This is a genomic window from Ensifer adhaerens (genome assembly GCF_028993555.1).
GTDB lineage: Bacteria > Pseudomonadota > Alphaproteobacteria > Rhizobiales > Rhizobiaceae > Ensifer > Ensifer adhaerens_I.
This window is the reverse complement of sequence record NZ_CP118611.1, coordinates 1,494,714-1,513,490: the sequence shown is the minus strand read 5'-3', so window position 1 is coordinate 1,513,490 and position 18,777 is coordinate 1,494,714. Positions and strand designations below refer to the sequence as shown.

15 protein-coding genes and 1 pseudogene are annotated in these 18,777 nt (G+C 60.4%); 4 read left to right on the top strand and 12 right to left on the bottom strand.

Annotation, left to right across the window (positions count from 1 at the left end):
* The first annotated feature begins 7 nt into the window (after positions 1-7).
* Positions 8-874, top strand: coding sequence for a xanthine dehydrogenase accessory protein XdhC (xdhC, locus tag PWG15_RS27045; protein WP_275027225.1), 867 nt, complete (start codon positions 8-10; stop codon positions 872-874).
* Between the two features lie 21 nt (positions 875-895).
* On the opposite strand, the gene PWG15_RS27040 is transcribed toward xdhC, so the two are convergent.
* The 10 genes from PWG15_RS27040 to PWG15_RS26995 form a co-directional block, all read right to left on the bottom strand.
* Complete coding sequence (locus PWG15_RS27040) at positions 896-1,720, bottom strand: NAD(P)H-dependent oxidoreductase (RefSeq protein ID WP_275024594.1); 825 nt, start codon at positions 1,718-1,720, stop codon at positions 896-898.
* 225 nt (positions 1,721-1,945) lie between these two features.
* Positions 1,946-3,454, bottom strand: coding sequence for a TniQ family protein (locus PWG15_RS27035; protein ID WP_275027224.1), 1,509 nt, complete (start codon positions 3,452-3,454; stop codon positions 1,946-1,948).
* Between the two features lie 71 nt (positions 3,455-3,525).
* On the bottom strand, positions 3,526-5,406 hold the full coding sequence (locus PWG15_RS27030) for a TniQ family protein (RefSeq protein WP_275024593.1): 1,881 nt from the start codon (positions 5,404-5,406) through the stop codon (positions 3,526-3,528).
* A 264-nt stretch (positions 5,407-5,670) separates the two neighbouring features.
* Complete coding sequence (locus PWG15_RS27025; RefSeq protein ID WP_275024592.1) at positions 5,671-5,937, bottom strand: hypothetical protein; 267 nt, start codon at positions 5,935-5,937, stop codon at positions 5,671-5,673.
* 81 nt (positions 5,938-6,018) lie between these two features.
* Complete coding sequence (locus tag PWG15_RS27020; protein ID WP_275024591.1) at positions 6,019-7,056, bottom strand: ATP-binding protein; 1,038 nt, start codon at positions 7,054-7,056, stop codon at positions 6,019-6,021.
* A gap of 50 nt (positions 7,057-7,106) precedes the next feature.
* Positions 7,107-9,371 (bottom strand): TnsB C-terminal domain-containing protein, encoded by a 2,265-nt coding sequence (locus tag PWG15_RS27015; protein WP_275024590.1) that lies wholly within the window; start codon positions 9,369-9,371, stop codon positions 7,107-7,109.
* A gap of 11 nt (positions 9,372-9,382) precedes the next feature.
* Positions 9,383-10,216, bottom strand: a complete 834-nt coding sequence (locus tag PWG15_RS27010) for a hypothetical protein (RefSeq protein ID WP_275024589.1) — start codon at positions 10,214-10,216, stop codon at positions 9,383-9,385.
* 127 nt (positions 10,217-10,343) lie between these two features.
* Positions 10,344-10,835, bottom strand: coding sequence for a hypothetical protein (locus PWG15_RS27005; RefSeq protein WP_275024588.1), 492 nt, complete (start codon positions 10,833-10,835; stop codon positions 10,344-10,346).
* A 268-nt stretch (positions 10,836-11,103) separates the two neighbouring features.
* A complete protein-coding gene (locus tag PWG15_RS27000; RefSeq protein ID WP_275024587.1) occupies positions 11,104-11,310 on the bottom strand; it encodes a hypothetical protein in 207 nt (68 codons plus the stop codon).
* A 193-nt stretch (positions 11,311-11,503) separates the two neighbouring features.
* Entirely contained in the window at positions 11,504-11,800 is a 297-nt protein-coding gene (locus PWG15_RS26995; protein ID WP_275024586.1) for a hypothetical protein, read from the bottom strand.
* Positions 11,801-12,449: 649 nt separating this feature from the next.
* On the opposite strand from PWG15_RS26995, the gene PWG15_RS26990 reads away from it, so the two are divergent.
* A complete protein-coding gene (locus PWG15_RS26990; protein ID WP_275024585.1) occupies positions 12,450-12,614 on the top strand; it encodes a hypothetical protein in 165 nt (54 codons plus the stop codon).
* A gap of 92 nt (positions 12,615-12,706) precedes the next feature.
* Here the strand turns inward: PWG15_RS26990 and istB are convergent, their stop codons facing one another.
* Both istB and istA read right to left on the bottom strand, forming a co-directional pair.
* On the bottom strand, positions 12,707-13,441 hold the full coding sequence (gene istB / locus PWG15_RS26985; protein ID WP_275024584.1) for an IS21-like element helper ATPase IstB: 735 nt from the start codon (positions 13,439-13,441) through the stop codon (positions 12,707-12,709).
* Positions 13,383-14,940: pseudogene (gene istA, locus PWG15_RS26980) on the bottom strand (IS21 family transposase). Before istA ends, istB begins: the two are co-directional and overlap by 59 nt.
* Positions 14,941-15,034: 94 nt before the next feature.
* On the opposite strand from istA, the gene PWG15_RS26975 reads away from it, so the two are divergent.
* Positions 15,035-18,616 (top strand): hypothetical protein, encoded by a 3,582-nt coding sequence (locus tag PWG15_RS26975; RefSeq protein WP_275024583.1) that lies wholly within the window; start codon positions 15,035-15,037, stop codon positions 18,614-18,616.
* A gap of 20 nt (positions 18,617-18,636) precedes the next feature.
* The gene (locus PWG15_RS26970; RefSeq protein ID WP_275024582.1) at positions 18,637-18,774 is read left to right on the top strand and encodes a twin-arginine translocase TatA/TatE family subunit; all 138 of its coding nucleotides are present in this window, start codon (positions 18,637-18,639) and stop codon (positions 18,772-18,774) included.
* The last annotated feature ends 3 nt before the right edge of the window (positions 18,775-18,777 follow it).

Here is an 18,777-nt window from a genome sequence, read left to right as displayed (position 1 = left end):
TGTCATGGTGGCGAGCCGCGAGGATATCAGGGACTTTCTCCGACGCGAACGCGACTGCGTGCTCGTCGAGGTGACCGGTGCTGCGGGCTCGACCCCGCGCGACACCGACGCCTGGATGCTCGTCGCTCCCGATAGCCTCTTCGGCACGATCGGGGGCGGGCAGCTCGAATACATGGCGATCGATCATGGCCGGCGGGCGCTGAAGCGTGGCGACGCGCCGGAGGCAATGACAATCCCGCTCGGTCCGGAGATTGGCCAGTGTTGCGGCGGGCGCGTGGCGCTCGCCTTCACACGCATCGATCGGGAGAAAGCCGCCATGCTGATTGAACGCAGCGACCTCGAAATCGCCAGCCGGCCGCATGTCTATGTCTTCGGCGCCGGCCATGTCGGCGATGCGCTGGCCATGGCATTGTCCCTGGTGCCGGTGCGCACAGTACTGGTTGATACCCGCGAGAACGAGCTTTCGGCTGTCGCCGACATTCCGGGCATCGAAACCTGCCTGACGGCTATGCCCGAGGCCGTCGTGCGCGACGCCCCGTCCGGCAGCGCGTTCGTCATCCTCACCCACGACCATGCACTCGACTTCCTGATCGCGGCGGAAGCGCTTCGGCGTGACGACGCATCCTATGTCGGCATGATTGGCTCGAAGACGAAACGCGGGACCTTCAAGAACTGGCTGTCGCGCGAGATCGGCCGGCCGGAACTCTTCGACCGGCTCGTCTGCCCGATCGGTGGCACGACGGTGAAGGACAAGCGGCCGGCGGTCATTGCAGCACTTGCCGCCGCCGAAGTCATGGCCGCGGCGCTGAATTTCGAGCGGCCGGCCCTGTCGGATACGGCGCGCCGGCCGGCCGTCGCCAGGCTCTCGCGCTGACGACGGCGCCCAACCACAACGCTAAGCGGCGCTATCGCGCCCACCATTCAGGTGAAGAGCAAAACTGCGTGTGTCCGGAGTGCTGAGCTCCGGGCGAAGCTGCAGGCTCGGGATCACATAATCCCCACCATTTTGCCGGCGATAGGGAATGGGTGTTGTCGTGGCAAGAGTGCGCATCCGTTGCCGCAGCCGCTCGGCGGTCTCGTCGAAACCTGCATCATCAAGGCCGTCCACCCGGTAGGCGACAAAGGGTGGGAGCACGTCATAGCCTGGATAGAAGAGGATGCCATGGTTAATCGGGAACAGAAGGTCGTCGATCGGCCCGTTGACCCCGCGCGAAGAGTAGTGCTCCTCCCAGCCACCGGTGGTCACGACGAGCATGGCGCGTTTACCGGCAAGCGTCCCCTCGCCAAAACGCTTACCCCAATACTTGTCGCTATGTTCGCCGACGCCATAGGCGAAGCCGTAGGCGTAAACACGGTCGACCCAGCCCTTGAGGATCGCCGGCATCGAATACCACCACAGCGGAAACTGCAGGATCAGGGTATCGGCCCATAGCAGCTTTTCCTGTTCGGCCTTGACGTCTTCGGTCAGCGTATCGGTGGCGAAGGCCTCCTTCGAAGCGCGGCTAGGCTTGAACCGGGTATCCGACGTAAGGGCGGGGAAGTCCGCCCGGTCGATTTCCGACTTCCATTCATCGGCATAGAGGTCGGTCACGCGAACCTCGTGTCCCTCGGCTTCAAGCGCCTTGATGGCGACATCGCGTAGCGCGCCGTTGAGCGAGCGGGGTTCGGGGTGAGCATAGACAAGTAGAACTTGTAAAAAGCAGCCATGTTTGGCCGACAATGTTTGTAAGTTATTGATTTAATTGTGTCTGATGCGGTTTCAAGTAATCGAATTTGTCCCAAAGTGCATTCAAGAATGGCCCAGGTTGGCTGTGTGACAGACAATTCTGGGCACAAAAAAACCGGGCAAAGCCCGGTTCTGCGCATAGTCGGTTGGCGGGAAGGAGCCTATGCGTTCTTCACGCCGATACGGCCGGATCGAAGGAGCGCTGACATGGCCAACCGATCACTCGATTGGATCGAATACGTTGAGTATCGAGGTTCGAGTTCTTTCGAGAACTTCGGCGGCATCGACCAGGAGCCCGGCAAATCCAGGGGCGCGTTCGTTCAATCCGACTTTTTGAAGTTTGCGGTCGAACAGGAGCTTGATGACGTCTTTGACCGTGCACCTTGCCCTTCGAGCGGCATCGCCGATGCTCGTCATCCCGGGCGAGAAGCTTTCCATCGTCACACGGTCTCTCAGATCGCTTTGGAAACGCCCCAGTTCCGTTCTCGCGAAGTACGGGATCATGTGGCCACCGTCACGAATAGTGAGTAGCGGCTTTAGACATCCCAAATCGATCATCGCTCGGAAGTCCTCGATGTTCATGCCAAGGAGCTCCCTTGCCTGTCCGAAGGAGAGAGCGTTCCTGGCATCCTCAAGCAGCTTGTCAGCAATGTGCGCTTCCACAAGGGTGCGCTTCTGGCGCTCGCCAGGGATTGAAGGGAGAAGGCCGCCAGCTCGAAACAAAGTTCGGACTTCCGGGACAGCAAGTCCGTGTGCCTTTGCGGCCGTCCCAACGGTATGCCAATTCCGCTCCAACACCGGCGCGAACACCTCGTCGCCCGGACCGTAGGGGAGCTGGGTGACCGCTACCTCGCGGCAGATTTGGCGGACGCACTCGAAACCTGGATCACTTTCACGCGACTTCAAAAGCCGATAGAGCTTGCCGAAAACGGCAGCCGGATGCATCGACACTCTGTTTGAGAAGTAGTCCGAGCAAAGCGAAGCAAAGAAGCTTCGGACGCTGCTTTCGCCCTCGCACATGATATCGAACCCGGCCTTTCCCGCCTGGTGCCACTGTGCATCCGTGACTTCCTCAAAGCTGATCTTCGTGCCGAATAGGGCGGCGGCTCCGACCCACTCGGTGGTCTTGATCGCAGCATAGAGCGGCATCACGTCCAGAAGTGCACCGGCGGAGGCAGCGCCCACAAGCCGGCCGGCGACATAGTGTTCTAACCGGGATGGTTCCTGCGCCTCCGCGTCCTCGACGTGGGCTTGCATTGTCGGACGCTCCCAGTTCAGACGGGCGGTGAAGTCGTAGACTGCGCTACGGGACGTCTTCTCTGAGGTGACGAGCTTCGTTCGATGGAGCAGGCATGTGCGGATGGCGGAGACTGACCAGTTGACCCGGGCATACGCCCGCGTGCCGCGACGGCCGGTGCCGATCGTCTCGTCTTCGACAACGCAATGTGGACAGAAGCGTAGGCGTTGCCTTTGAAGCTGTGTTCGCGGCACGCATTCGCCACCGATCCAAAGGCGCGTGCCGTCGGTGACCATCAGCGCATGCCGTAGCTCGTCGTACGACAGCCCGACAGCGTCTGCGAATGTATCGACGTCGGCGCGATTGCCGTTGGCAAGTCCTCTGAAGCTGAAGCCAAGGTGCGACGCGAAAACAGCGGCTTTGGGCAGCCCGTTGACCGCAGCTGTACGCGAGCAGTAACTCGCGATCGTCTCGTCGCTGTGAAGAGGCACGGTAAGTGAAAGACCGCTCAAGGATTTCTCCCTACGAGTTCAACAAGCAGATGAAGAGGAAGCGCTCAGCTCTATGAGTGAGAGGGGCGCCGTCGAGATGGTCGCACGCGCGGCGGTAGTGGCGTCAGCTTGGCTATTTGTTCCGCGTGAACTTCGATCTCTTTGCGCCTGTAGTAGGTCGTGCGGACAAGCGCCGGATCGAAGGCGGGCAGCACTCCGAGACTCCGAAGGATCATACCCAGCCGTCGTGGCGTCGTGCGGAATTTTTGGGCAATGAAAGACACTGCTTCATACTCGGCCTTAAACTGTTGCAACTTGGCGGCCGGGATCAAAGGTGGCGTCCTTTTGGTTGGCCGAGGATGGGCGATCGACGCTTCAAGATAGCCATGACGAATGAGATCGAGGATCGTTTCGCCGGCCGCGCGAAGCTGCTTTCGAGCCTGCGGTACTGTGAAACCTTCAAAGATCACAGGGCGGCGTAGAGCCTCTCGGACCTCGCGGGGTACAACCAGAACGGCGCCGTAGCCGGTTTTGGAAGAATCCCAAGCCACGGTCTTCAGGTCTCCATTGAAAATGAGGGAGATCACCCGGCTCGCGTTGGTTCTGCCCCGACGCGGGGCGGTCCTCAAATCTACCGCGCCCTGCGGGTAGCCATCGGTGGTCACACTCTGCCGAAGCCGGTCCACGAAGCGGTCGAGTTCCAGGATCGAGAAATAGGGCTCAAGGGCCCTAGGACCCTTCCTGACGTGGTGACTTTTGATTTGGCCCGCCGCCAGAAGTTGATGCAGCGCCGGCTGGGGCATACGGAGGTATGCCGCCGCCGCAGGGCTCGAAACAGCGGTTTCGAGATCCTTCAGAAAATCGGCAGCCGCCTCTACGTGTACAAAGGCGTTCGCTCGTCCGGGCTCTGGTTTCGCTGGCAGGAGCCCATTTGCGCGCAGTAGCGACTCCATCCTTTTTGTGCCCATTCCGAACCTGCTGGAAAGGCTAGGGATCGAATGCCATCTAGTGGTTTCCACTGGGCCGAAGACGTCGTCTCCTGGAGCGAATGGCAGTTCCGCCAAGGCGACGTCGCGCATCACGGCGCGTACTCTATCATATGAGCGATCCTTCAGCCGCACCCCGGTGTAGAGCCGACCGTAAACGCCAGCGAGCGAGTGCATCGACGACCTGCGAAAGTTAGCGTGAAGCGAGCGCAGGAATTTCCGGAAGGACTCCTCGCCCGCGGACATGATTTCGAAACCGGCATCCTCGTAGTCGAAATAATGCTCCCGTCGAACCGGCTCCAAGATGCCCTTGATGTGTACCGTACCGACCAACTCGGTCATGTGCGCGACGACGTGGAGAGGCATAGCATCGAGGAAGGCGTAGCCTGACGGCACGCCTTGGAGACGACGGGCGACGTACTGTTCCAGTTTTGTAGGTTTTGCCGGAGTGCTGTGCATTCGGTGACTCCGCATATTAGGCCGCTCCCAGGCGAGCCTGACCATGAAGTCATTGACGTGCGTGGTGCCCGCGATGTCCGAAGTGACAATCTTGGTGCCATGGATCGGGCAGCAGCGAATGAGGGCGACAAGCCAATTCCTACGCCCGTATGCACGCACGCCTGACCGCCCTGGACCGTTGATTTCGTCGTGATCCAAGCAATGGGGACAGAACCTCAATGGGCTCCGTCGGACGTAGAGCCTGGTGAGGCGCTCTCCTCCTATAAAAGTAAAGTCGCCCTCCCTTTTCACCACGGCGGCTTTGAGCGCTCTGGAGTCCAGGTTGGCGATGTAGCCGAAGGTTTCGACGTCGGCAGGATTGCCATGGGCCAGGCCCTCTAGGGTGAAACCCATATGGCAGGCAAAGGTTCGCGAGTTGGTGTGGCCGAGCGCCACAGCAGTCCGCGAGCAGTAGCTGATAAGTGTTTCATCGGAGTGGAACGGAAGTCGCAATGACAGTCGAGTCATGGTTCTCCTGGGAAAATCTGAGGTCGAGTGGTTACGAGCGAAAAAGACTGCGCAGGCTGCGTCCTGAACGCCCAGTTTGCGACGCGCGCATGCGGCAGCGTTCAACCACTACGTTGCGGTTGAAGGGTGGATGATCTGGCCACGAGTTCGTGGGCTGGTTTGTGGCTTGCGGAAGCGTCAGAAAGTCTCCGGATTGGAGATCTACGAAACATGACAGCAGAAGCTACCAGTCTCGACTTTCTGGCGAACCGATCGAGAACCCAGCTACCTGAGATGCGCCATCTCCGAAGGAAAGTCCTCCGTATGAAGCGGGTGCTGAACGAGACCTATGATCTGGGCAGACGGATTGAGCGGTGAGAAAACGATCTTCGTGACGATATCGAGCTCATGGTCAAGATGGAACTCGGTTGCGCGCTCGCCAATATGCAAACAATGATCGAAAGCTCGCTTGTCCGCATCGGAGAGGGCGTTGGAGGCGTCGTTCAGAGGGGCGATACTCAGGAGAAGTTCTGACGCGCCTGCGATCGACATTTTTACCGCCTCCTCGAGTAACTCTACGCACTGACAAGCTTGCGCGCGGTGTGGTGGGCAAGAAACCATCGAAAGGGCGCGTCACGGCCGCACCCCGAACTTAGTCGGCTTGCGCCTCTTCGCCTCGAAATGCGCCTTCTCCCAAGCGTGGTCGTCGTCGCGCATGAACGCGGTGTAGGGCACCATCTCCGCCCAGCGGTCCACCTTGAAGATGTTCTCCCCGGCCGCGCAGCCTGAATAGGAGGCGTAAACGCGCGCGAAGTGCTTCAGGTCCACGGTTGCGGCGTCTTCGAGGATCGCAAGCTCGGCGGCGCCGCGGACCATCTGGACGATCGAGCCGAAGTCCCCGTCGCACGCGAACGCAAGTCGCTTCGGGAAATCGCCCGCCAGGCCTTCGCCGACGGCCAGATCCGCGTGATCGACAATCACCTTTGCGAGGACCATTGGGATCGTATCCTTCACGGCATTGCCCTTGATCTTGTCGAAGCGGATCACCGTGCGGCGATTGTAAAGCTGCTTGCGGGCGAGGAAGCTTGGAAGCGGCGCCACGCCGGCCAGGATCAGACGGACCGGCCAGTCAGGCATCTGAACCAGGTTCTTGAAAGCGTTGCCGATCTTGGTGGTCATATTGACGTCGGCCGTGTCGACTGCGTGCTGCGCCTCGTCGATCATCACGAAGTTGACGCGGTGTACCTTCAGCATTTTCTGAAAGAGCGCCCATGCCTGATGCTCCGCGAGCGTCGTCTTGATCGGGTATCCGAGCTTCTCCAAGCCGGTGAACGCAACCAGGCGCGGCGTAGACGGAGAGGGCCCATTGAAGTTCAGGAACGGCCAGACTTGGACCCCGTCCTTGTCGACATACGGCTGCATGGCTGGGATTCTGCTCGTATGCTCCATGAGCGCCCGGGTCTTGCCGGAACCGGAGTCGCCGCAGATGGCGACGATACGGCGTTTGTCCGGCCTGGCGATGTTCTCGGCATCGACAGTGGCGATGCTCGCCACCAGCGCGTGCAGGGCCTCTGCGACGACCTTGTCTCGGGCCAGCCCGATGTAGCGCGAGTTCATCTCCGCGATACGTTCTGCCTTCACAAGATGAGTGGGATCGAGCGTCGCCCTCACGCGGGCGACGACTTCTGCCTGATCGTAATTCTGGGACATTGGTGCCTTCCTTAGTTGTCGAATTCGGAGGCGTTGAGGAAGTGCGAGCCATAGCTCTCGTCATCTTCCGGGTCGGTCTCGTCGTCGGCTTCAGCGATCTCCGGGATCGGCGGCCCTGTCTCGACGGGGGCGGCGGCCGTCTTCGCGGCTTCGGAGTTCTCGATGAACTCGACCGGCTTGATGCCCATCATGTCGAAGAACTGTGGCGACGGTCCCCAGTCGGCTTCGTAGTCGTCCGGAACGGCGGCGTTCTTTTCGGAGAGGTTGACCGCGTGGTCGAGTTTCTTCTCGAAGCGCTCGAAATCCTCGTCGGTGACGAAGCCACTTCCGAGCTCCGCCTCCAGCCGTGCCATTTGACCTTGGCTCTGCAGCCACTCCTTGGTTTTCCGGAGCGTCTCACGAGCGAGTTTGGCGTTTTCCGCGTTGAGTAGCCGATGGCGCTCGCAGGCCGCCATCCAGGTCCAGATGCTCATCCCCTTGAACTCGTCGTAGACGGCGGGCACGCGAACCCATCCTTCTCCGTGTCTCAGGGAGATCTCGCCAAGATCGTGACGATCGACACGAATGGTGTACCGCACACGCGGGTCGTCCCGACGTAGCTTTTGGATGAAATGCGACTGGTAGTGGATACCCAGGAAGCGGATGCCTTCGCGTCCGACCTTTCGTGTCGAATTGATTCCGAAGATGTGCCGACGACGATCGCCGGTGGGCGGGGGCAAGACCCCGTGTTCGGCGTTCAGCCTGGCCCAGGCGTTGCGCGGGGTCTCCCCTCCCAGACCGGCGTGAGGCTCATTATGATAGACGTCGACGACGAAGCGAGTGAGCACCTCCGACGTCAGGTCGACTGTCAGGCTCGCCTGGGCCTCGGAATCGTAGTCCCCCTTCTTCTCGATGGAGCCCCACGTACGTCCCGAGAAGTACTGCAACGCCTTGCTTCCGAAGGTGCGGAAGGCGCGTTCGATCGTTCCCCGCATCGCCGGCTTGCCGGCAGGGGGAAGGAACAGGGTCGAGCCAAGGTCGTTCACGACGACGCGAAAAGCGGCGCTCGTGTACCAAGTCGCGGAGTCTGCCGCGACGGTCTCCGGTGTGCCGCACATGTCCCAGGGGGTACGGCAGCCGATCCTGCGGGCGATGTCGGTCTTGTCTCGCGTTACGAGCTCGAGCGCCATGATCGCCGACTTCATCGATGGCGGTTCTCTGTGGACGCGGAGCGCGACGATGCATTTCGACGCCACGTCGATGATGGCAGTGGCCCAGAGGCGGATACGCTTGACCTGCTTCTTCAGCTTCGGCGGCAATTTCTTCCAGAATTCGCTGTGTGCCTGTAGTACATGGCTATCGACTTGCCACTCGTCCGTTTCGACGCGCTCCAGCGGACGGACGGCCTCCACCCCCCGTTGGACGATCGCGTGCTTGCGCGCCGCCGCTTCCGGCCCAAGGCGCCCCAGGTCGATGTACGATTGCGGGAGAGCATTCACGCGGTTCTGGAAGGTGCGCAGGCACGGAACACTGAGCGATTTCATGTCGAGAGAACTGCGGCGCGTATTCTCCGCTTCGATAGCCCCGACCATGTTGTCGTATAGGGCGTTCATTTGTGGCTGGGTGTCGGACGCATACATCCGCGCGTAGGTGGAAAGGATCTGCTGGACCTGGGCGTCGAGCGGACTTGGCTTCGTGTTCGGGTACTTCTCGACGAAAACGATAGGATCATAGCCTGCGTCTTCGTATTCACGCAGCCAACGACGAAGGGTCCTCGGGCCGGGCATTCGCTCGGTCCGGTTCTTCCTGGACTTGTAGGTCGTGCGTTTGATTTCCGTGTGTTGTTCGAGAGCCAACTCCTGGGCGATCAGATACATCTGCAGGCGCATGCACTCGTCGCTTCGCTTGATGTTCGGATCGCGTGCCTCGAGCCTGATCCAGTGTCGGCACCACTTCTCTTTCCAGACAACAACGTTCTGCTGCTGGTTCGTGAGCGCGGAGAGGAGGCCAGCGCCGCCGGCGTGGCGCTTCTCTGCACCCGGAGCATAGGCTGAGGGATGGACCACCAGTGGGTCATCCGTTTCGGCTAGCATTTGGGCGATCTGTTTGTGGCTGAACGCTTCGTAGAGGTTGCTTCCGTCCATGCGACGGAGCACGTGCCCGGCCAGGTTGGCTGAAACGGGCTGGTAGTCGCTGCCCCGATAGACGAGCTTTGCATAGGGGCCGAACCGATAGATCGGTACGTGTTCCGATCCCTGGTCGTTGTTCCGCGGTGGAATGGGAGTGATCTCGTTCATGCGTGTCTCCTTCAACCAACTGTCGCGACTTTCGCCACGAAGGGCGCGTCGATAAATTTGCGGTCGGGCTCTGCGAGCTGCAGGAACCCGTCGTAGATCAGGCACCAGATGGCGTTCTTTCCGGCCGCCCTGTTTCCAAATTGCTCTGCGATATGATCCGCGTGGACGGACCCATGGACGCGCCGAAATAGGTTCCGCATACGGGCGCAGTCCTCTTCATTGCGGGCGCGCCGCGCGCGCAGGATGCTGAGGGCATTCCGGCCCCGGGCCATCGTGATCTGGGTGTCTGTCAGAAGGACAGCCTCGTGTGCGAAGCTGCCCAACACCGGACGGACGCGCTTGAGCACGTCCCGGATACCGCTTTTCACGACGGCCGAGCGCGGCTTTACCGCGATAGCCACACGTCGCCCGTTTCTGTAGGTCGCCCGGTAGTCGAACGTGTGGTGATGACGCTTGCCGTCGGCACCGCGGTAGGAGACGGCCGCAGGCTGGTCCTCCACTTCCACGACGTTGCGATTGGCGAGCAGCATCGCAGCCAGACGCATCTCGTGCGTGCTGGAAAAGCCGATCGCCCGGTTCGCGGCAGGGTCTACGACCCAACCTCGGCTATGGCCCTTGCTGCGAGGCGTCGGCTGGCGTGTGCCGGTCGAAAATGCCGTCGGTACCCAGACCTCGGACCATGGATCGGGCTCGGCACCGCAGTCTGAAGTACTGCCCCCGACATCGAGCAGGCGACCGGACGTGGCGTGGTCGGGGACGAGTCTCAAGCCACGATTAGCGTTGACTGGCAGGCCTGCTCTGGCTTCTTCCTCTTTCATGCATCGAAGAATTTGAAGTGCGTTCATGTCCTGTCCTTTCAGTGGACACGGTTGTTCCTGCGACCCGGAGGCCGCAACGGTGGCGATGGTGTTGGACCGTCGTGCCAGGCCCGCAGCGCGGGCGTTGCTCGCCGAATGCCGGAAGAACGGCGGATCAGAATGCCGTCGCTGCCGCACGTGCCCGCGAGGGTACGGCACGCACACGCGGGTTCTTGGTCCCCGCCTTGCCGCCGTTGTTCAGTGAAGATCGTGCTGGAAGGCGCCTCCGGCGCCCGGCGCCTTTTGCAAGAAGTCCGAGCAGGACCGCGCGGAGCGACGTGATTTTTCTCATCGGAGTAGGTGCAGCAACCGTCTGGACGGCTTCGGCGTCGGCCTCCTCGACCAGGTGCGTGATGCATTTCGTCACGATGTCGACCGCGATTTCGATGAACGTGTCGACGCAGCAGAGCTCGAGCTGAGGCCGGCGCGAATAAAGATGGGCGCCTTCTTCGAAGTCGACGTGCTCAAAATAGTCCAGGTAAGCCTCGTCGATCCCGCGGTGATCGCTTTCCGCCATCTCGAGCGCGAAGTGAAACGCAGTGGCGAAGGATTCGTCGTCCAGCCCGCGTCGGTTCAGCGACGCGTAGACGGAGGTGAGATCGGACATGGTGAGAAGGCGAGGAATGGCGTTGCAGGAAGTCATCTTGTGACCCTTTCCAATTGAACCAAAATTTTGAGTGTTCCGCGCGGAGCCGACTTGGTCCTAAAGGACCGAGTGTTTGAGCATCCGGCATATTATGAGCGCGCGATTCCGCGTGATGCGGCGCATGGCGGACCGTAGAAAGATGAACGGCATGCCTTGTCATTCCTGACGAAGAGTGCATGAACGGGCGGCGGGCAGCGATCACTGTCCGCGCGCCTGGTGCTGGCGCTTCTTAGGGGTGGCTGCGAGGACGCCCGCCGGCAGAGGAAGCGCCGCTCGCGTGAATGGAGCGCGCTGCCGGGGATTTCATGCGGCGCTTGACCGAGCGCGGCTCGGGGAACTCGACGTGGATCAGGTCGTCGGGGTCGCAGAGACCCAGGTCTTCGTCGAGTTCTGACAGGCCGTAGTTGCGAAAGAGGCTGTTGATGGGGTCGCGCATAGAGGACTCCTTGCGTCGATTGATCTCGGGTTCACGAGGGCGGCCGACGTCAGGCGAGACGGGTGGGCGTCGAAGCTGGCTCACAAAGAGAAAGAGTGACCAGAAAAGCGCGCACGGGTTCTCGCTCTGCGAAATGGCAGACCTCGTGATTATCGGTTGTTGTTGGTTGGTGCTTGGGTGCGGCGAGCGGCTCTTAAGCGGCGCTGCCTATGCAGGCGACTGCCGCCGCCTGGTCGTGAGACGTCATCGCCTCGATGATTTTCTTTTCGGCTTGCGCCGGGACGAGCGTACCGCCCGTCCACCGGACTTCGCGGATCAATAGCATCCCCTTGTAGTCGCGCAGCAAGACTGCAAATTCATCGAAAGTGGGGATGCGTTGTGGGCGTCGGGAGGCCTTGGCGATCCCGACGATTTTCCGGACAAGCGCGATATGATGCGCTTCAACGTCCAGATCGTGCTTGTCTGCGCAGCCGACAACTGCAATCATCATAAGGACGACCATGTTGTTGCAGCAGGTTCCGAAACGGCTTTCCATCCACGCGGTCAGCGAGGGGTGGCATTCAAGATCTGCGATGGGAACTGTCATGTCTACTCCATGCAGGGCGTCTGCCCGTTGACGCCAAAACTGTAGGCCAACGATCTGACGCTTGTCACTCGGGATTCGAGGGGTGCACGCTTGGGTGCAACCCGTGAGTGTTTTGGTACAACACGCCAAAGCGAATTTCACATCGCTGAAAACGTACCTGTTTCGTTCCGCGTGGGGGAAGGAGATCGGGTGGCCAATAGGCGCCTGACCGGCGCCATCCTATGACTAGACGTCCATCGCCCGGGACGGGCCTTGTATTCGGGTCGTTCGCATAGATGGACTCCATTGGCGGTCTTTCGCACCTATTTCGACGCCGTTTTGGGCGGGCGTCAAATCGAGTCTTAAAAAAATCTGATTATCGTTAACGCGGCGAATTCTGCGCTTCGACAGTCCCGACAGGGCGATGGCGGTCAAACCGATCTGCAGGAGCCTCCCGAATCCTCCCGATTTTTGGCGCGCACTTGGGCGGGTAGTGCGGGAGCCCGGCCGTTGTTGTTCCATGCATGTCCTCGCATGACGATCACCTCGACGAAACGAAAGCCGAGGGTGCTGCATGTTTATCAAGAACCGGATGCTGGAAATTGAGGAAGCTCTGGGGCCGCATCTGGAGACCTTGGGGCTGGCCTGTGAGGTAGAGCAAGACGGTCATTTTCTCCGAGTCATGTTCGAACTGTCAATCAGCGTCCAAAATTCACCCCTTATCGGCATCCAATTTTGACCCCCTGGTGGTGTAGATCAGCGCTTGGCCTGCCCGGCGCTGGCCGGGGATGCAGAGGGTAGGCCAAGTGCGGGTGACGGGCATCTTCGGCTTTAGCTTTGAGGGCGGTTCTTGAAGCGCCAGGACTCGTTCCCGGTTTCGACGATCTCGCAGTGGTGGGTCAGGCGGTCGAGGAGCGCCGTAGTCATTTTGGCATCGCCGAACACGGTCGGCCATTCTCCAAAGGCCAGGTTCGTGGTGACGATGATCGAGGTGCGCTCGTAGAGCCTACTGATCAGATGGAACAGCAGTTGGCCACCGGCCTGAGCAAATGGCAGATAGCCGAGTTCATCGAGGATGATGAAGTCGAGACGGTTGAGATAGTCGGCCGTCCGCCCCTGCTTGCCGCTGCGCGTTTCCGTTTCCAGCCGATTGACCAGGTCGACGACATTGAAGAAGCGCCCGCGTGTTCCGTTGCGGATCAGTGCACGGGCAATTGCAATGGCGAGGTGGCTCTTTCCGGTTCCCGTGCCGCCGACGAGGACGACGTTGCGCTGATCAGCGACGAAGGTGCCGGTCGACAGCTCCCGCACCAGGGATTCATTGACCGGCGTATTGGTGAAGTCGAAGTCGTCGATGTCCTTGGCGAGCGGCAGCTTGGCGATGCTGAGCTGGTAGCGAATGGAGCGAGCCTGCTTCTCGGCGATCTCCGACTGCAGGAGATCGCCGACGATGCGGGGTGGTTCGTGCTGCCGCTTGATGCCGTTGCCCATGACCTCGTCGTAAGCGCTACGCATTCCAAAGAGCTTCAGCGTACTCATCAGTTCGAGAACCTGTGTGCGTTCCATCAGCTTGCCCTCCTGAGGCTGTCATAGCGGGCGCAGTCGGCGACCGGCTCATGGGTCAACCGCAGCGCATCCGGGGTTTGCAGGGTTGCGGTCGGAGCCGGATCACGGCTCCGGGCCAAAATGTTGAGGATCACCGGGGCCGAGCAGACGCCGTGCTCCAAAGCCTCCTGGCAGGCAGCATCGACGGCCGCCAGACCGTCGGTGGGAACGCAGCCGAGGATGGTGACCATTTGCCGATCACCGTCATGGACGCTCTTCAGCCGCCGGCGCACTTTCTCCATCGCTGCGGGCAAGACCCATTCCCGGAACGGCGCTCCGTTGCGCAAAGCTCCGGGTTTGCGAGCCAGAACAGGGACATAATGCCAGGGATCGTAGACCGTCTCGCCACGGCCAAAGCAACGAGGATGTTCACCGACGTTCACGCCATCCTGCCGGATCACAATCTTCTCGGCGTAGGCATGAATCTCGACAGGGCGGCCGACCGCCGTCGAGAGGACGGAGTATTTGTTGTTGTCGAAGCGGACGGTGCAGGTCTTCGACACCGAGGCCGGAACGCAGTGGAAACCGTCGAACGGCCCGACATAGTGCACCAGGCTGGCGCGCTCCGCCTCGAACATCTGCCAGATCATCCGCTCGGTCTGCTCGGGATGGCGGTGAGCCTTGGCGTAGGCGATGCACTTATCGAGCAGCCAGACGTTCAGCTCTTCCAGGCTTTTGACCCGCAGTCGCGGGGTGAAGAAGCGTTCACGCACGAGACCAACCTGGTTCTCGACCTGTCCCTTCTCCCACCCAGATGCGGGCGTGCAGGCGACCGGGTGAACCAGATAATGGCTGCACATCTGCAGAAAACGGCGATTGTATTGTCGTTCCTTTCCAACGAACACGGCTTCGACTGCCGTCTTCATGTTGTCGTAGATGCCGCGCGTGCAGGTGCCATGGAAGAAGGCGAATGCCTTGTCGTGCGCGTCGAACACCATCTCCTGGCTCTCGCGCATGTAGGCCCGGACGAACATCATCCGGCTGTGGCAGAGCCGGACATGCGCCACCTTCACGGTCGTCGTCACGCCGTTGATCAGAATGATCTCGTGGCTCCAGTCGAACTGGTAAGCCTCACCTGGCGCGTAGTAGAGCGGTACATAGGCTTCCGCCGTCACGGCTCCGCGGTTCTTCGCCCAGGTCTTGGCATATCGCCGGATCGCGTCATAACTGCCATCGTAGCCGAGTGCCCGAACCTCCTCGTAAATCCGGATCAGCGTCAGCCGTTCACGCGACGGCTTGCCCTCATTGGCTGTCAGAAACCGCTCGATCTCAGCCTTCCAGGCTCCGATCCGCGGTAACGGTTGCCGTTCTCGTGCATAGGTAAAATCGGTCTCATCGGAACGCAGTATCTTGCGTACCGTGTTGCGCGACACGTGGAGTTCCCGGACGATCTTCTTCATCGACCAGCCCTGCACATGGAAGGCCCGTCGAACACGCGCAATCGTATCCACTCGCTTCAACTCCCGCTCCATCCGCCGCAAAAAGCCGGATGGTCAGATGAAATCTGAGGGGGGTCAAAATTGGACGCCGATTACCCCGCCAAGGGGGTCAAATTTGCACGCCGGAACACAAGCAGTCGCGGAGGAAGCGATCTTCCTCTGGGACGGCACGCCAGCGGGGGCCTTGACCGATGCCGGCGCCGGGAGCGTCGACTTGCCGAGCTTTCTACCGTTCGATCGTACGATCTCACTTCCTGACGAAAAGCCACTGCGCGTCGCACCACTGAGATTCGGCTACCCCTACGTTTGCCGCTGCCGTTCCATGTTCGTCGGAGGGGGAGCGCCCGACGCTTCCGACGAAAACACGACCGCCACCACCGACGAACTGAGCGTACTCCCGCTTGCTGCGGGGCAACTGGCGCACCCCCGCCGTTTCCTTCGCCACGAGAGCATAGCTGCCCCGGTCCTGATGTTGCCGAAGCATCTTGCCGAGAGCCAATCATTGCACATGGGGTATCAGCAGGCCGATCAGGCGATCGTGCGGTCGTGGAACGACACGTCGTCGCCTCTTGGGACAATAAGCGACGCCAACGATATCCGAGGTGAATACGTCGAGGGCAGCTCTCGCACCACGCCTGAGAGTACGATGCGCATCCTAGTCGCTCCCGAAGCCGCGCTCGACCTGGTCGTGCGTCACGGGAAGTTTGACAAGGGAGACGTGTCCCGCACTCGTCGGGGCGGGCTGCTGGACGTATCCTTCACACCGAGACCTATGCACGTCCCGCAGTCACCGACTCAAGCGCCACGATCCAGCGGCTTTCCCATCGCGATCACCAGCAAAAGAGATACCTTCGATCCCGAAGGCGCGGTCTATCGCCGTACGGTTGCCAGCTCTGCAGAGGATCTGAAAGAGCGGGGCATTCCAGTCTTCGAACCCGGCGGCACCAACACGACGCCGAAGGGCGGACTTGGATATTTGCCGGATCCAGCGATCGCGCACTACACGGTAAGAGCCCGGATCCGGGGCGGCGACCGCTATCTCGAAGATTGGATCGACGCGCCCGCGTTCACCGCACAAGGATATCCGGATGTGCTGCCGCTCGTCGTCAGCGTAGGGAAAGCTGTCGGCAGTTCGAAGACAGTGAGGTCAGCACATCCGACGAAGATCGGCGATATCGCCGTCGTGGCGGGACCAACATGGATTGACGAGACCGGGGTGCTCAAATCAACGAAGCCGAAACGGGGCACGCGCGTAAGTCATGTACTGATCACCCTTCATCCTGGCGAAGACTATGATCTGGAAGTCGCTTGTTTACCTGACGCCGCGATGCTGGCCAGACGTTTCTCCGTTCCGGAAACAATTTCGCTGCAATTGAAGGCAGCAGGGGCGGATCCCAAGAAGCTCGCGCTTCTGAGTTCGATCTGCGGCGGAAAGATCGCTGAAGCTTGTTCTCCAGGTGTCGAATGTCAGCAAATGACCGGACTTGGCGGTATGATCGTTCCATCGCAGGCCGTGGTCGACGATGTTGCTACCAAGCTCCTAAAGGCCATGAAAACCCAGTGGCCAATCGAGGAGATCGCCGCGGTCACGACGCTGAGGGTGTGCCACGCCGTAAACAAGCCGGCTCTTCCTGCCAGATGGCGTGACAAGACATCGCTTCAAGCCATCCGGCACGACTATGATCTCCCTTGTGAAGAGGTGGCTGAACCGGACCTACAAGACAAGGTGAACGCGACGGGTCTGTTTCTGCAGGGCCAGGTCGAGGTCGACCTCGCGCTTGTCGACAGCGTCCAAATCGTGGCGGAGACCGTGGCGACCGACGGGGCGCCGTTGGACACCCGCGAGCGGTCGCGCAGCTCCATCTCGCAACGCTCCGGGCGCTGGCCGATGATGACTACCAAAGATGGCGAGCGGGCCTATGTTTCCGCGACGGACGTCGTCGGTTTCAGAGTTGCCCCGGATGGCGTCGTCACGTTGCCCCGCCAGTCGGTAACCCTCCTAAATATTGGAAACTTGCCTACTCACGGCGCAGTGGGAGAACTCATTTTGCCTGTGAACACCGGGAAAGCCTGTGAGGCCCCGGCCAACGTGGAGTTTCACTCAACTCCATCGGGAAAGAACCCAGGCGAGCCGGTGTTTGGTGCGAGTGCCGGACGATTCACCCAGATCGAACTAGCGCCACTCTTTGCCGCTGCCGCCGTCTCGGTCCCGATCACGTCGCAATTGGCGATGGAACAAAACGCGAAGGACGTCACGCGGCGTACGCGCGTGTTGAAGACGGAGCTGCCTCATGCGTTCAAGGATACTCGAGCTCGCAAACTCACCTTGAAGCTTGTTTCGACCTCAAGACACGCGGCAGCGTTCGAAACCGCTCCGAGATATCTGCAGGGTAAGGAGCAGCTGCTCTATCGTCGCCAACCACTCAGGCGAACGGATCAGGCTGTCATGAACACCGACTTTGCAGAAGTCTGGATGAAGTCCACAGCTCGGCCGGCCGTCCCCGACCTACGACGACCCGAGCCGTCCTTCATCATCTCGCGCCGGTCCGACGGCGAGAACCACTTTGTGACACGCACCGCCCTCACGAGGCTGTACCTGGGGCGTGGATGGTTCAGCTCCGGAGAAGGCGAGCGGCTTGGCATAGTATTGTGGCCGCCGGGCTTTGAGGCCCTCAACAATGGTGATGTTGATGCGGATAAGATAAACGTGAACGGGCGGAAGCTCTATCTCAGGGATTTTCAGGATTCTGACCTTGGTGTTGGCGGCGGCTTCATAACGCGGTGGGGTGGCGATCCAATTCGAAAGGATCCCACGGAGCAAGAGGCGAACTTCATTCCACCGAAGGCCTTTGAGGATCTGAAGCATCTCGGGACAGGCCCGCATCGTCCAGAAATCGTATCGACGGCACTGATGCCTGTTCGCGCCGCCGACGGGCCAGCTCCGGAGTACCTTGCGGTTTGCCTGCTGACCTACGTCCCGTGCTTCGATCTCGACCGCGAAGAGTGGTACGTGGACGTGGATCTCAAACCCAACCGCGCCTCCGAGCCCTTCGTCCGGTTCGGGGTCGTGCGATATCAGAGCCAGTCGATCTCTCGCGACCTTATGGTGTCCGAGCCCGCGAGCGTAACCATGCAGCTCCTGGCGAATCGTCAAGTCGACATCATCGAGCTCTTTGAAAACGTGCCTGCCACAATTCGCCAATTTTCAATCGAGGTGAGGGGGCTTGGATCACGTGACATCAAGGACATCTTTCCCGAGTTGCTGCCGGACGCCGACGAACAATGGGCTGCCAATTTTGACACCCTTCGACGGCCCAAGATGAAGCTTTCGTTGTTTCACGAAGCTGATGACGAGGAGAACGGCCTTGTTCGTACTCCCTTGGAGAGCGTTCCGGCTAAGATCGAGGGGGCGCAGGGGACCGTCAGTCGATCGAAAGATGAGGACTTTCATTTTGAAGTCGAACCAACTCTCGCCAACGCTGACCTTCTTTGGTCGATCGTCGTCAAGCTCGAAAGGTCAATAATCCATGACCTCGGCCGTGGGCGTATCGTCGCCTACGTCGAAGAGGTCGACCGTCGCATGCCAGCAGCCTACCGCAAGGAACCGGTTTCCCTGAGAGATATGTTCGCGATGGACACGTTCGTTGAGTCCGGACCACGCTTCAGTGCGCGTGTGCCGTTTCTTGAAAAAACCTAATCTTTGACAGGGGGAGTTCGATGGGTGGCTTCAGCGTCTGGCACTGGGTGATCGTGCTTGGAATCATTGTCCTCCTATTCGGGCGCGGCCGCATTTCTCGGCTGCTCGGCGAATTGGGGCAGGGCCTTGGAAATGTGAAACGGCATTTGAAAGGCTGAGCT

Coding starts and splice junctions, on each gene's coding strand:
- PWG15_RS27025 (WP_275024592.1), bottom strand. CDS start 5,937: ATGTCGATCGCAGGCGCGTCAGAACTTCTCCTGAGTATCGCCCCTCTG.
- PWG15_RS27030 (WP_275024593.1), bottom strand. CDS start 5,406: ATGACTCGACTGTCATTGCGACTTCCGTTCCACTCCGATGAAACACTT.
- PWG15_RS26995 (WP_275024586.1), bottom strand. CDS start 11,800: ATGATGATTGCAGTTGTCGGCTGCGCAGACAAGCACGATCTGGACGTT.
- PWG15_RS26970 (WP_275024582.1), top strand. CDS start 18,637: ATGGGTGGCTTCAGCGTCTGGCACTGGGTGATCGTGCTTGGAATCATT.
- PWG15_RS27005 (WP_275024588.1), bottom strand. CDS start 10,835: ATGTCCGATCTCACCTCCGTCTACGCGTCGCTGAACCGACGCGGGCTG.
- istB (WP_275024584.1), bottom strand. CDS start 13,441: ATGGAACGCACACAGGTTCTCGAACTGATGAGTACGCTGAAGCTCTTT.
- PWG15_RS27010 (WP_275024589.1), bottom strand. CDS start 10,216: ATGAACGCACTTCAAATTCTTCGATGCATGAAAGAGGAAGAAGCCAGA.
- PWG15_RS27000 (WP_275024587.1), bottom strand. CDS start 11,310: ATGCGCGACCCCATCAACAGCCTCTTTCGCAACTACGGCCTGTCAGAA.
- PWG15_RS27015 (WP_275024590.1), bottom strand. CDS start 9,371: ATGAACGAGATCACTCCCATTCCACCGCGGAACAACGACCAGGGATCG.
- PWG15_RS26990 (WP_275024585.1), top strand. CDS start 12,450: ATGTTTATCAAGAACCGGATGCTGGAAATTGAGGAAGCTCTGGGGCCG.